The organism is Pinirhizobacter sp. (assembly GCF_035317885.1).
In the GTDB taxonomy this organism is placed as follows: Bacteria; Pseudomonadota; Gammaproteobacteria; order Xanthomonadales; family Rhodanobacteraceae; genus Pinirhizobacter.
The window spans coordinates 1-13571 of the sequence record NZ_DATHFX010000228.1 but is presented as its reverse complement, the minus strand read 5'-3'; the positions used below and the strand labels follow the sequence as shown (position 1 = coordinate 13571).

At 65.9% G+C, this 13571-nt stretch carries 16 protein-coding genes; all 16 read left to right on the top strand.

The window, feature by feature from the left end; all coding sequences use genetic code 11:
* Positions 1-579: 3-oxoacyl-ACP reductase FabG (gene fabG, locus VK519_RS07475; protein WP_324348653.1), on the top strand; the 579-nt coding region annotated here is incomplete at its 5' end.
* Positions 580-764: 185 nt separating this feature from the next.
* Positions 765-1004, top strand: coding sequence for an acyl carrier protein (gene acpP, locus VK519_RS07470; RefSeq protein WP_250625836.1), 240 nt, complete (start codon positions 765-767; stop codon positions 1002-1004).
* A gap of 150 nt (positions 1005-1154) precedes the next feature.
* Complete coding sequence (fabF, locus tag VK519_RS07465; RefSeq protein ID WP_324348651.1) at positions 1155-2387, top strand: beta-ketoacyl-ACP synthase II; 1233 nt, start codon at positions 1155-1157, stop codon at positions 2385-2387.
* Positions 2388-2395: 8 nt separating this feature from the next.
* Complete coding sequence (locus tag VK519_RS07460) at positions 2396-3757, top strand: aminodeoxychorismate synthase component I (protein WP_414692714.1); 1362 nt, start codon at positions 2396-2398, stop codon at positions 3755-3757.
* 32 nt (positions 3758-3789) lie between these two features.
* Positions 3790-4596: an aminodeoxychorismate lyase gene (pabC, locus tag VK519_RS07455; protein ID WP_324348649.1), complete on the top strand. Its 807-nt coding sequence runs from the start codon at positions 3790-3792 to the stop codon at positions 4594-4596.
* Positions 4593-5624: an endolytic transglycosylase MltG gene (mltG, locus tag VK519_RS07450; protein WP_324348647.1), complete on the top strand. Its 1032-nt coding sequence runs from the start codon at positions 4593-4595 to the stop codon at positions 5622-5624. The genes pabC and mltG overlap by 4 nt, the downstream gene beginning before the upstream one ends.
* Before the next feature lie 35 nt (positions 5625-5659).
* Positions 5660-6595 carry a DNA polymerase III subunit delta' gene (gene holB, locus VK519_RS07445; RefSeq protein ID WP_324348655.1) on the top strand — a complete coding sequence of 312 codons (936 nt, stop codon included), beginning with the start codon at positions 5660-5662 and terminating at the stop codon, positions 6593-6595.
* The gene (locus tag VK519_RS07440) at positions 6586-7584 is read left to right on the top strand and encodes a PIG-L deacetylase family protein (RefSeq protein ID WP_324348646.1); all 999 of its coding nucleotides are present in this window, start codon (positions 6586-6588) and stop codon (positions 7582-7584) included. The genes holB and VK519_RS07440 overlap by 10 nt, the downstream gene beginning before the upstream one ends.
* 28 nt (positions 7585-7612) lie before the next feature.
* Positions 7613-7969, top strand: coding sequence for a PilZ domain-containing protein (locus tag VK519_RS07435; RefSeq protein ID WP_324348645.1), 357 nt, complete (start codon positions 7613-7615; stop codon positions 7967-7969).
* A gap of 222 nt (positions 7970-8191) precedes the next feature.
* On the top strand, positions 8192-8548 hold the full coding sequence (locus tag VK519_RS07430) for an NADH-quinone oxidoreductase subunit A (protein WP_324348644.1): 357 nt from the start codon (positions 8192-8194) through the stop codon (positions 8546-8548).
* Positions 8539-9093: a NuoB/complex I 20 kDa subunit family protein gene (locus VK519_RS07425; protein ID WP_324348642.1), complete on the top strand. Its 555-nt coding sequence runs from the start codon at positions 8539-8541 to the stop codon at positions 9091-9093. Before VK519_RS07430 ends, VK519_RS07425 begins: the two co-directional genes overlap by 10 nt.
* A gap of 10 nt (positions 9094-9103) precedes the next feature.
* A complete protein-coding gene (locus tag VK519_RS07420) occupies positions 9104-9832 on the top strand; it encodes an NADH-quinone oxidoreductase subunit C (RefSeq protein WP_324348641.1) in 729 nt (242 codons plus the stop codon).
* A gap of 2 nt (positions 9833-9834) precedes the next feature.
* A complete protein-coding gene (locus VK519_RS07415) occupies positions 9835-11088 on the top strand; it encodes an NADH-quinone oxidoreductase subunit D (protein ID WP_324348639.1) in 1254 nt (417 codons plus the stop codon).
* A gap of 17 nt (positions 11089-11105) precedes the next feature.
* Positions 11106-11633: an NADH-quinone oxidoreductase subunit NuoE gene (nuoE, locus tag VK519_RS07410; protein ID WP_324348637.1), complete on the top strand. Its 528-nt coding sequence runs from the start codon at positions 11106-11108 to the stop codon at positions 11631-11633.
* Between the two features lie 11 nt (positions 11634-11644).
* Positions 11645-12985 carry an NADH-quinone oxidoreductase subunit NuoF gene (gene nuoF, locus VK519_RS07405; RefSeq protein ID WP_324348636.1) on the top strand — a complete coding sequence of 447 codons (1341 nt, stop codon included), beginning with the start codon at positions 11645-11647 and terminating at the stop codon, positions 12983-12985.
* Positions 12985-13571 (top strand): NADH-quinone oxidoreductase subunit G (locus tag VK519_RS07400; protein ID WP_324348635.1); only part of this gene is annotated, 587 nt, incomplete at its 3' end. The genes nuoF and VK519_RS07400, both read left to right, overlap by 1 nt.

Here is a 13571-nt window from a genome sequence, read left to right as displayed (position 1 = left end):
GGCCATGGCCGTAAGCTGGACGTCACCGACGGTGCATCGATCGAGGCCTTGATCGACGCGATCGGCAAGGAGTTCGGCGCGGTGTCGATCCTGGTCAACAATGCCGGCATCACCCGCGACCAGTTGCTGATGCGCATGAAGGAAGAGGATTTCAACGTCATCATCGATACCAACCTGACGTCCGTGTTCCGCACCTCCAAGGCGGTGCTTCGCGGCATGATGAAGGCGCGCAAGGGCCGCATCATTTCCATCGCCTCGGTGGTCGGTGTCACCGGCAACCCGGGGCAGGCGAACTACGCGGCGGCCAAGGCGGGCATCATCGCATTCTCCAAATCCCTGGCCAGGGAAATCGGTTCGCGCGGCATCACCGTGAACGTGGTGGCGCCGGGCTTCATCGATACCGACATGACGCGTGCCCTCTCAGGCGAGCAGCGCGAGGGCCTGATGGGCCAGATCGCCCTGGGCCGGTTGGGCGACGCCTCGGACATCGCCCACGCGGTGGCCTTCCTGGCCTCGCCGCAGGCGGCGTACATCACCGGTGAGACGCTGCATGTCAACGGCGGCATGTACATGCCCTAGGGGCAAGCCGGCAGGCGGCATGGCTGCCGATTCGCCTCGGGGCGGGTTTTAGTGGACAATCACGCTTTCGCGCCGGCCCAATGGGCTTTCGCGGACATTTCAGTGCTGGTGGCGGGCGCTGGCGGCCCCTCGGGGTTAGCCACTACAATGCCGCCGGCTTTTTCCCTCGGGAGGTATTGGTAACCATGAGCACCATCGAAGAACGCGTCAAGAAGATCGTCATCGAACAGCTGGGCGTCAAGGAAGATCAGGTCACGGCCAATGCGTCGTTCGTCGACGATCTGGGCGCAGATTCGCTGGACACCGTCGAGCTCGTCATGGCACTCGAGGAAGAGTTCGAGACCGAGATTCCCGATGAGGAAGCGGAGAAGATCACCACCGTGCAGCAGGCCGTCGACTACATCAAGGCCCACTCCAAGGACTGATCATCCGCTGATCGGCCGGCCTGCCTGATGGGCCAGCCATCATCGAGCACCATCGAACGCTGCGCCACAAGGGCGCAGTTTTCGTTTCTGCATTTCGTAACCTGCGCCTGCGTATGGTTGCGGGACTGGCACGCTTAAGGAAGTTCACGCATGAGCAAACGACGTGTGGTTGTCACCGGCATGGGCATCGTCTCGCCCGTCGGCAACGATATCGCCACCGCCTGGTCCAACGTGGTCGAGGGCCGGAGCGGCATCGGCCCGGTGACCCATTTCGACGCCAGCGGTTATGCCACGCGCATCGCCGGCGAAGTCCACGGTTTCGACGCCTCGGCATGGGTACCGCCCAAGGATGTCAAGCGGATGGATCCCTTCATCCATTACGGCATCGCCGCCGGCATGCAGGCCTTCCGCGATTCCGGCTTCACCATCACCGAACAAAACGCCGAGCGCGTGGGCGTGGCCGTGGGCGCCGGCATCGGCGGCCTGGACACCATCGAGTCCACCACCCTGGAACTGGCCGCACGCGGTCCGCGCAAGGTCTCGCCGTTCTACGTGCCCAGCTCGATCATCAACATGATCTCGGGCCATCTTTCGATTTACCTGGGCCTCACCGGTCCGAACATCGCGCTGGTGTCCGCTTGCACCACGGCGGCCCATAACATCGGCATGGCCATGCGCCTGATCCAGTACGGTGATGCCGATGCGATGATCGCCGGGGGCGCGGAGTTCGCCACCACGCCCACGGCCATGGCCGGCTTCTGCTCGGCGCGTGCCATGACCACGCGCAACGATGACCCGGCCGGTTCCAGCCGCCCGTGGGATGCCGGCCGCGACGGCTTTGCGCTGTCCAATGGCGCCGGCGTGCTGATGCTGGAGGAATACGATCACGCCAGGGCGCGCGGCGCCAATATTTACGGTGAGATCGTCGGCTTCGGCATGAGCGGCGACGCGTACCACATTACCGCACCCAGCGGCGACGGCGCGGCACTGTGCATGAAGAACGCACTGCACGATGCCGGCGTGAACCCGACCGACGTCGATTACGTCAACGCGCACGGCACGTCCACGCCCGTTGGCGACCTGGCCGAGGTGGGAGCGGCGAAGAAGATCTTCGGCGACTACGCCTACAAGGTTGCGATGAGCTCGACCAAATCGGTCACCGGGCACCTGCTGGGCGCAGCCGGCGGCGTCGAGGCCATCTTCTCGCTGCTGGCCATTCGTGATGGCGTGATCCCGCCGACGATCAACCTTGAGCAACCCGGCGAAGGCTGCGACCTTGATTTCGTGCCGAAGACGGCGCGGCAGGCCAAGCTCGACATAGTCATTTCCAACTCGTTCGGCTTCGGCGGTACCAACGGCACGCTCGCCTTCCGGCGCGCCTGAGGCAGCGGCTGGCCGTGGCGCACGTTTCCCGCCACCTGGCAGGCCGCCGCGACCTTCTCGCGCTGGCCGCTGCGTGGCCCGAACGCTACCCGGGCATGCTCGATAGCGCCGTGCGCGGCACGGCGCAGGCGCGGTACGACCTGCTCTTCGCCTTCCCGCAGGGCGAGCTTTGCCTGGGGCGCGATGGCATCGTCCGCGACGGCGAGCGCGTGCTCACGCGTGGTTTCCTCGACGCGCTCGATGACGCCTGGCGCGACCAGCGCACGGAGCCCCGCAGTGACGGGCTGCCGTTTACCGGTGGCTGGCTGGTGTTCCTGGGCTATGAACTGGCCCGCGAAGTGGAGCCCAGCCTCTGGCTTCCCGCTGCGCCCGGAAGCTTACCGATCGCGATGGCGCTGCGTTGCCCGGCCGCGATCATCGTCGATCACGAGCTCGACCAGACTATCCTGGTGGCCGAGGCACGCCACGCGTCGCTCATCGACGAGATGGCCGCGGACATCGACCAGGCCGGCGATGGCCGGTCCTGGGCGCCGTTGCCCGCGCCCTTGTCGATCGACGAGGACGAAGCCGCGCGGTTCATCGATGGCGTGGCGCGCATCCATGAGCACCTTGCCGCGGGCGATATTTTCCAGGTGAACCTTTCCCGGCAATGGCGCGCGAAATTCGCCGAACCGCTGCCGCCGGCGCAGGTCGCGGCGGCCCTCCGAGCGGCCAATCCCGCGCCCTTCGCCGGCATGCTGCAGTGGCGCGAATGGGCCATCGTCAGTTCGTCACCCGAGCGGTTGGTGTCCTCGCGCGACGGCGTGGTGCAGGTGAGGCCGATCGCCGGCACCCGCCCGCGCCAGGCCAACGACGACGACGCGCGCATGGTGCAGGAACTGCACGCCCATCCCAAGGAGCGTGCCGAGCACGTGATGCTGATCGACCTGGAGCGCAACGACCTGGGTCGCGTCTGCGAGCCGGGAAGCGTCGAAGTGGATGAACTGATGACGGTGGAGTCCTATGCCCATGTGCATCACATCGTCAGCAACGTGCGTGGTCGGCTGCGCGAGGGCGTGACACCGGGACAGGTGATCGCGGCCACGTTTCCCGGCGGCACCATCACCGGCTGCCCGAAGGTGCGCTGCATGCAGATCATCGCTTCGATCGAAGGCGTGGGGCGGGGTGCCTACACCGGTTCGATGGGTTACCTCGATCGCGACGGCAGCATGGACCTCAACATCCTGATCCGTACCATGACCCTGGAGGGCACGCGGTTGAGCCTGCGCGCTGGCGCGGGCATCGTCGCCGACTCCGACCCGCAGCGCGAACTTGCCGAGACCCGGGCCAAGGCACGGGGCATGTTGCGGACACTCGGCGACCTGTCGTGAATGATCCGGGCCGTTGGCGCGTGGATGGACGGGTGGCCACAGGGCTGCCTGCGGACGATCGCGGCCTGGCGTACGGCGACGGCCTGTTTGAAACCATACGCGTGGTGGCGGGCAGGGCACCACTGTGGACGTGGCATATGGAACGGCTGGAGGAAGGGTGCCGCCGGCTTCACCTGCCGCAACCGGCGCCGGGCATGCTCGCCGATGAAGTTTCCGCCGCCGCCGATGGCCTGGATGACGCCGTGGTGCGCATCACCTGGACAGCGGGCAGCGGGCCACGGGGCTATGCGCGCCAGGCGATGGTTCCCGGACGCATGATCGTGGTTGCGTCAGCCGTGCATCCTGCCGACCCCTTCATGGCTACCCATGGCGTGGCGCTGTTCGAATGCTCCACGCGCTGGTCGTTGCAACCGAAGCTTGCCGGCATCAAGCACCTCAATCGCCTGGAACAGGTGCTGGCGCGTGCCGAGTGGGACGATCCTTCCTTCACCGACGGGCTGATGCTCGACATGGATGGCCGGGTGATCAGCACCACCGCGGCATCGATCGGCCTGGTCGTCGATGGCGTACCGATGTTCCCGGCGCTGCACCGCTGCGGCGTGGCGGGCGTCGGCCGGCGGCTGGCCATGGCGAGCCTGCCAGGCGTGGTCGAAACGGATATCGATCGCGCCATGCTGGTATCGGCTTCGGAGGTATTCCTTGCGTCCTCCGTTCGCGGCATGCTTCCGGTTCGCGCCATCGGCGACCGGCACTATGCGGCGGGTCCCGTGGCCAAAGCCTTGCAGGCGGCCTGGAACGCCGCCGGCATGCCACCCTTGCGTCATCCGGAGCAACCATGAAGCATCCACGCGGCCGCGCGCTGCTGCGCCCGCTACTTGCCCTCGTCGTGCTGGCTCTCCTGGCCACCGGTGGATTCCTCGGGTTCGACTACGTGCGCTTCACCCGTGCTCCCCTGGCCATCCCGGCGGCCGGCGACACCATCGACGTCGGTCGCGGCACAAGTTTCCGTGACATCGTGGCGGAGCTGCACCAGCGTGGCGTCACCCACGCTTCGCCGTGGTACTGGCGGGCGCTGGCGGCACAGATGGGCGTGGCCGGAAGGTTGCACGCAGGTGAGTACGCGCTGGCGCCCGGCACCACGCCGCGCGGCCTGCTGGACAACATGGCGGCCGGTCACGTGATCCAGCGCTACGTGACGATCGTCGATGGCTGGACGTTCCTTGACGTGCGGCATGCGCTTGCGCGCGCCGACAAGCTCTCGCAGGTGGCGACAAGCCTTTCCGACGACGACATCATGAAGCAGGTCGGCGCACCTGGGCAGTTTCCCGAAGGACGCTTCCTTCCCGAGACCTACGCCTACGTCAAGGGCGACAGCGACCTGGATATCTTGAAGCGCGCCCATGCCGCCATGGCCAGGGCGCTGGACCAGGCATGGGCGAACCGCGCCACCGACCTGCCGCTGGCTTCGGCGGACGAGGCCCTGATCCTGGCCTCGATCGTCGAGAAGGAAACCGGCCGTGCCGATGAGCGCCCGCGGATCGCCGGCGTGTTCGTGCGGCGCCTGCAGCAGCACATGCTGCTGCAGACCGATCCCACGGTGATCTACGGCATGGGCGCGGCGTACGCCGGCAACATCCACAAGGCGGACCTGGGGCAGGACACGCCGTACAACACGTACACCCGCGCCGGCCTGCCGCCGACACCGATCGCCATGCCCGGCAAGGCCGCGCTCCAGGCTGCCACCCATCCTGCGCCTGGCAACGAGCTGTACTTCGTTTCGCGTGGTGATGGCAGCCACGTGTTCTCAGCTTCGCTCGCCGAGCACAACCGGGCCGTGGCCTGTTACCAGCTCCATCGATGCCAGTGACGTTCCCTGCACATGCAGGTGGCATCATGCAGGCCATGACACCGATGCCGTGGCACGAAGAACCCTGGGCCCTGCTCAAAAGCCGCCGCGAGCGCGGGGTCATGCCCCACGCCCTGTTGCTGGCAGGCCCCGCGGGTTTGGGCAAGCGGATATTCCTCGATCGCCTGGCCCGGGCACTGCTGTGCCAGGCACCAGTCGATGGCGACGCCTGTGGACGGTGCAAGGCTTGCCTGCTGTACGCGGCCGGCACCCATCCCGATCGCGCCACCATCGGCCTTGGGCTGCGCAAGGACGGCACGCCCCGCACGGAAATCGTGATCGACCAGGTGCGCGAGTTGTCGCAGCGCCTGGCCATGTCCAGCCAGTTCGGTGGCTGGCAGGTGGTCAGCATCGACCCAGCCGATGCGATGAACACGGCGGCCGCCAATGCCTTGCTGAAGACCCTCGAGGAACCGTCCCGCGAAACCTTGCTGGTGTTGGTGGCCGATGCCCCGTGGCGACTGCCGGCGACGATCCGCAGTCGAACCCAGCGCGTGGATTTCAACCTGCCTGCCGCTGACGTGGCGATGGCCTGGCTTGAAGCTGAAGGTGTGTCCGATGCGGCAACGGCGCTTGCCGCCGCCAACGGCAATCCGGGACAAGCCCGCGCATGGGCGGCGCAAGGACAGCTGAAGGCCCGCAACGAAGTCCGCAACGATCTGCGGGCCCTGGCCTCGGGCCGCGGCGACGCGATGGAAATAGCCCGGCGTTGGCAGGCGGCCATGCCGCCGGCGTACCTCTGGTTCGCCGCGCAGGCCGTGGCCGAGGAGTCCCGGGCCCGGGCGCGGGGCAGGGAAGCACCGCTGGGTAGCGCGCTGGACGGCTTCGCCCTGGACGCCTGGTTCGCCTCGGCCAATCGCGCCCGGGAAGCCTTGCGGGGGCCGCTGCGCACGGATCTGGTCATGCTGGAGTTGCTATCCACATGGCGGTGAGCGTCGCCGCCGATGGCCGTTTCGACGGGCTTGGCGTAGCCACGGCACGCGCGCGAATGGTGCTGCCGCCGCTCAACGAGCGCGTGCGCATGCTGGTGGTCTCGCCCCATCCGGATGACGAATCCCTCGCGGTGGGCGGCCTGATCCAGGCCGTACTCGGCGCGGGCGGGCGCGTGGACGTGCTGCTGCTTACCGATGGCGACGACAACCCCTGGCCGCAACGCTATATGGAGCGCCGCATCGTCATCGATGCGCAGGCCCGGGCGCGCTGGGGAACGCGGCGCCGGAACGAGGTCCGCGCGGCGCTGGCGCGATTGGGAGTGGATGAGTCCTCACTGCATGCCCTGGGCTGGCACGACATGGACATCACCGGTTGCCTGTCGCGCGACGCTTCCACCGCGGTCGCGGCAATCGATGCGGTGATCGCCACTACCGCTCCCACCTTGATGGTGCTGCCCGCCCTGGGCGACCGCCATCCCGACCATGGCAGCGCCCATGTGATGGCCCGCCTGGCCGCGAGGGCTGCCGCGCCGGACGCGCATATCGTCACTTATATGATCCACGGCCGGGTAGCCGCGGGTACCGTTTCCGCCAGGCTGCCGCTGTCGACAGCGATCGAAGCGGGCAAGCGGAACGCCGTACGTGAGCACCGCACCCAGATCAGCCTGAGCGGCAAGCGCATGCTCGGCATGGTCCAGCCCGATGAAACCTTCGCCTTGCCCACGCCGCCGCGCGCAGCCTTACCCTGGCACCCGCCCGTATGGGTGAGGCCGGGGCTACACCTGCTGGTGGTGTCGGGGCAGGGAAGCGGTCACTGGCGGTGGCGCGATGCCCCACTGGAGAACACGCCCCAGGGTTGGGTCCTGCACGACCCCCTGCTGGAACGTGGAGGTTTCGTGAAACTCTCCGTCCCCCTTCGCTCACCGTGGATATTCGACCACTGGGGATGGGCCGAGCTTGCTCCGCGCGGCGCCGGGTCGCTAGCATGAGGCCTCGCCCCACCTCTTCGGGAATTGCATGAACGTCTCCGCCGCACCCCGACAGGGCATCATGTCGCTCAAGATCAAGGACGAAGCCGCGCTCTACCAAGCCTATATGCCTTTCCTGAAGGGCGGCGGGATATTCGCCCCCACCGCCCAGCGCTACAGCCTGGGTGACGAAGTCGTCCTGCTTCTTACCCTGATCGACGAATCCGAACGCCTTTCGGTGGCGGGCAAGGTGGTATGGATCACCCCCATCGGCGCACAGGGCAACCGCACGGCCGGCATCGGCGTCCAGTTCAACGAAACATCCGATGGCGAGGCCGCTCGCTCGCGCATCGAGAATATCCTGGCGGGCATGCTGGCCTCCGAGCGGCCGACGCAAACGATGTAATTGAAGGCCAATTGCCGCAAGGCGGGAAGATTACCCTTTCAAGCCTTGTCCGAATCCCTGTACCGACTGGTACAATGGGCCGCTTAATCGTTTTCTTTCCGTTCCATGGTGGATGTCCCTAGCGCGCGGCCGCCGCCGCCGGGGCTCCTTGACCGGACTGCTCGCCCCACGAGCGGTCACTGATGCGCCGAAGTCCCCCAAGGCGCGGAGGTACGTGTTGCCGTGCTCGCCGAATACTGGCCCGTGTTGTTGTTCATCGCCGTCGCCACCGGGCTGGGTATCGCCCTGCTGGTGATCGGCCTGCTGGCCGGTACCAGCCGGCCCACTGCCGAGAAACTCGCACCCTACGAGTGCGGCTTTGAGGCCTTCGAAGACGCCCGCATGAAGTTCGACGTCAGGTACTACCTGATCGCCATCCTTTTCATCATCTTCGACCTGGAAATCGCTTTCCTGTTCCCGTGGGCCACGGTGTTTTCCGACATCGGCGTGATCGCGCTGGTGGAGATGGGGCTGTTCCTGCTGTTGCTGGTGATCGGTTTCGCCTACGTCTGGAAGAAGGGAGCCCTCGAATGGGAGTGATGTCCAGCATCGACCGGGTGATGCACAACCCGCAACCGCTCAATCTCGTCGATGACATCCTGCGGCCGAACGGCGACAGCCCGATCGTCCAGCGTGGCTTTGCCACCACCAGTGTCGATGCGCTGATGAACTGGGCACGCACCGGGTCGATGTGGCCGATGACCTTCGGCCTGGCCTGCTGCGCGGTGGAGATGATGCACGCCGGCGCCGCCCGCCTGGACCTGGATCGCTACGGCGTGATCTTCCGTCCCAGCCCCCGCCAGTCGGACGTCATGATCGTGGCCGGCACCCTGGTCAACAAGATGGCCCCGGCGCTGCGCAAGGTCTACGACCAGATGCCCGAGCCGAAGTGGGTGATATCCATGGGTTCGTGCGCCAACGGCGGCGGCTATTACCACTATTCCTATTCCGTGGTGCGCGGCTGCGACCGCATCGTGCCGGTGGACATCTACGTGCCGGGCTGCCCGCCCACGGCCGAAGCCCTGATCCACGGCATCTTGCAGTTGCAGAAGAAAATCCGCCGCACCCACACCATCGCGCGCTGAAGGACCGCACATGAGCGAAAACCTCCAGACCCCGCTTGCCGGCCGCCTTGCCGCGCGCTTCGGCGATACGCTGCGCGTCACCGTGGTGCGCAACGAAGTCACCGCCGAAGTCGCCGCCGGCGATCTGCTGGCCGTGGCCAAGGCCCTGCGTGACGAGGCCGAATTCCGCTTCAGCGTCTATATCGACACCTGCGGCGTCGATTACCTGGGCTACGGCCAGACCGAATGGGAGACCGACACCGCCCAGGGCGAGGGTTTCTCGCGCGGCGTCGAGGGTCAGGCCATGGGCCGTTTCAACTGGGCCGAGCGTCCACGCGAAACGGGACAGCCGCGCCGCTTTGCCGCCGTGATCCATCTGCTGTCGATCGAACACAACCGCCGTATCCGCCTGCGTGTCTTCTGCGAAGACGACATGCTGCCGGTGGTGCCCTCGCTCACCGGCATCTGGCCGGGCGCCGACTGGTTCGAACGCGAAACCTTCGACCTCTACGGCATCATCTTCGAAGGCCATCCCGACCTTCGCCGCATCCTCACCGACTACGGTTTCGTCGGCCATCCGTTCCGCAAGGACTTCCCGCTGATCGGCAACGTCGAGGTGCGCTACGACCCCGAGCAGAAGCGCGTGGTCTACGAACCGGTGTCCATCGAGCCGCGCGTGCTGGTGCCGCGTACCATCCGCAACGACGCCGACCTCGACCAGGCCCGCGCCGAAGCCGCCGACCGCTGGCGCGAGAACTGAACATGCAGGAAATCCGCAATTACACGATGAACTTCGGCCCCCAGCATCCGGCCGCGCACGGTGTGCTGCGCCTGGTGCTGGAGATGGACGGCGAAACGGTGGTCCGCGCCGATCCCCATGTGGGCCTGCTGCACCGCGGTACCGAGAAGCTCGCCGAGTCCAAGCCGTTCAACCAGTCGATCGGTTACATGGACCGCCTGGATTACGTCTCGATGATGTGCAACGAGCACGCTTACGTCGGCGCCATCGAAAACCTCATGGGTATCGAGGCACCGGTCCGCGCGCAGTACATCCGCACCATGTTCGACGAGATCACCCGCATCCTGAACCACCTGATGTGGGTCGGTTCCAATGCGCTCGACCTGGGCGCCATGGCGGTGTTCCTGTACGCCTTCCGCGAGCGCGAAGAGCTCATGGACTGCTACGAGGCGGTGTCCGGTGCACGCATGCACGCCACGTATTACCGCCCGGGCGGCGTCTACCGCGACCTGCCCACGCAGATGCCGAAGTACCGCGAATCCCCCTGGCACAAGGGCGCGGATCTGAAGCGCATCAATGCATGGCGCGAAGGCTCCATGCTCGATTACCTCGACGCGTTCACCGACGATTTCCCCGAGCGCGTGGCCGAGTACGAAAGCCTGCTCACCAACAATCGCATCTGGAAGCAGCGTACGGTGGGCATCGGCGTGATTTCGCCGGAGAAGGCGCAGGCGTGGGGCATGACCGGCGCCATGTTGCGCGGTTCGGGCATTGCCTGGGACCTGCGCAAGAAGCAGCCGTATGCGTCCTACGCCGAGATGGATTTCGACATTCCCGTCGGCGTCAATGGCGACTGCTACGACCGATATCTCGTGCGCATGGAAGAAATGCGCCAGTCCAACCGCATCATCAAGCAGTGCGTGAAGTGGCTGCGGGCCAACCCGGGTCCGGTGATGGTGCAGAACTTCAAGGTGGCGCCGCCCAGCCGCGCCGACATGAAGGAGGACATGGAAGCCCTGATCCACCACTTCAAGCTGTTCACCGAAGGCTACGGCGTGCCCGCCGGCGAGACCTACAAGGCGGTGGAAGCACCCAAGGGTGAGTTCGGCTGCTACCTGGTGTCCGACGGCGCCAACAAACCTTTCCGCGTGCACTTGCGCGCACCGGGCTTCGCCCATCTGTCCTCGATGGACACGGTGGTGCGCGGCCACATGCTCGCCGACGTGGTCGCCATGATTGGCACTTACGACCTCGTCTTCGGCGAAGTCGATCGCTAAGGCGACGGGACAAGAACATGAAAGCAACCGGACATTACGCCGAGGTCAAGGATGTCGATCCGATCGCGGTGCTCGAGCAGCACACCCGCGACCATATTGACCACTGGGTGTCGAAATTCCCGCCGGACCGCAAGCGCTCGGCGCTGATCCAGGCGTTGATGGCGGCCCAGGAACAGAACCGCGGGTTCCTTACCGATACACTGATCACCGCCACCGCCAAGTACCTCGACCTCCCGGCCGTTTGGGCCTACGAGGTGGCGAGCTTCTACTCGATGTTCGAGACGGTGCCCGTGGGCCGCAACAACGTGGCCATCTGCACCAACATCTCGTGCTGGCTCAATGGTGCCAACGACATCGTGCGCCATTGCGAGGGCAAGCTCGGCATCCGCACCGGCGAGAGCACGGCCGACGGCCGTATTTACCTGAAGCGCGAAGAAGAATGCCTCGCGGCCTGCTGCGGCGCGCCGATGATGGTAGTCAACGGTCATTACCACGAGCATCTCACCACGACGAAAGTCGACGAGATCCTCGACGGTCTGAAGTAGGAGCAGGGCAGATGGCAAGCACTACCGGTCCCGTCGGTCCCGCGCCCCTGGAGCACCAGGTCGTCTATACGACGCTCCACTTCGACAAGCCGTGGGCGTTGGACAACTACTTGTCGATCGGCGGTTACGAAGCCTGGAAGAAGATCCTGGCCGAGCGCCCCGATCCGGGCGCGATCATCGACGAACTGAAGAAAAGCTCGCTGCGCGGCCGTGGCGGCGCAGGCTTCCCCACCGGCCTGAAGTGGTCGTTCATGCCGCGCACGGCGCCGGGCCAGAAGTACATCCTGTGCAATTCCGATGAATCCGAGCCTGGCACCTGCAAGGACCGCGATATCCTGCGCTTCAACCCACATGCGGTGATCGAAGGCCTGGCCATCGCCTGTTACTGCACCGGCTCCACCGTTGCCTACAACTACCTGCGCGGTGAATTCCATCACGAGCCCTTCGAGAATTTCGAAGAGGCCCTGAAGGAAGCCTACGCGGCGGGCCTGCTGGGCAAGGGCCTGGGCGGCGACCTCGACGTCGACATCTACACCGCGCTGGGCGCCGGCGCCTACATCTGCGGCGAAGAAACCGCGCTGATGGAGTCGCTCGAAGGCAAGAAGGGACAGCCGCGCTTCAAGCCGCCGTTCCCGGCGGGCTTCGGCCTGTACGGCAAGCCGACCACCATCAACAACACCGAAACCTATGCGTCGGTGCCGGCGATCCTGCGCCACGGCGCGGACTGGTTCCTGAACCTGGGCAAGCCCAACAACGGTGGCCCGAAGATCTTCTCGGTATCAGGCCACGTGGCCAGACCCGCCAACTACGAGATCCGCCTGGGCACCTCGTTCAACGAACTGCTGGAAATGGCCGGCGGCATCCGCAACGGCAACACGCTCAAGGCCGTGATCCCCGGGGGCTCGTCGATGAAGGTGCTGCCCGCGTCGCTCATCGCCGAGTGCACCATGGATTACGACAGCCTGCAGAAGGCAGGGTCGGGGCTGGGTTCGGGCGCCGTGATCGTCATGGACCACACCACCTGCATGGTCAAGGCCTGCCAGCGCATCGCGCAGTTCTACAAGGCCGAATCCTGCGGCCAGTGCACGCCTTGCCGCGAAGGTACCGGCTGGATGTACCGCGTGCTCACCCGCATCGTCGAAGGCGAGGGCACGCAGGACGACCTGCACCGGCTGAAGGCCGTCGCCGGCCAGATCGAAGGACACACCATCTGCGCCTTCGGGGAAGCCGCCGCGTGGCCGGTGCAGGGCTTCCTGCACCACTTCTGGGACGAGTTCGAATACTTCGTCACCCACAAGCGTTCCAAGACTGAAGACATGCTCGCCCAAGCAAACCGTGGAGTGGCCGCCTGATGAGTGCGCAGCCCGCCAACAACGCAGCGCCCGACCTCGTCAACATCGAGATCGACGGCCGCGCCCTGCAGGTGCCGAAGGGTTCGATGATCATCCACGCGGCCGACGCCGCGGGGATCCCGATCCCGCGCTTCTGCTATCACCGCAAGCTCCCGATCGCCGCCAATTGCCGCATGTGCCTGGTGGAGATCGAGAAGATGCCCAAGCCGGCGCCGGCCTGCGCCACGCCCGTGGGCGAGGGCATGAAGGTGTTCACGCGCTCGGACAAGGCGCTGAAGTCGCAGCGCAACGTGATGGAATTCCTGCTGATCAACCATCCGCTTGACTGCCCTATCTGCGACCAGGGCGGCGAGTGCGAACTGCAGGACGTCTCGCTGGGTTATGGCCGTTCGGTGTCGCGTTACAACGAACGCAAGCGCACTATTTCCGACGAGGATCTCGGTCCGCTGGTCGCCACCGACATGACGCGCTGCATCCAGTGCACGCGCTGCGTGCGCTTCACCGCGGAGATCGCCGGCACCTACGAGCTGGGCGGCATGATGCGCGGTGAGGACCTGCAGATCGGCACCTACGATGGCAAGCCGCT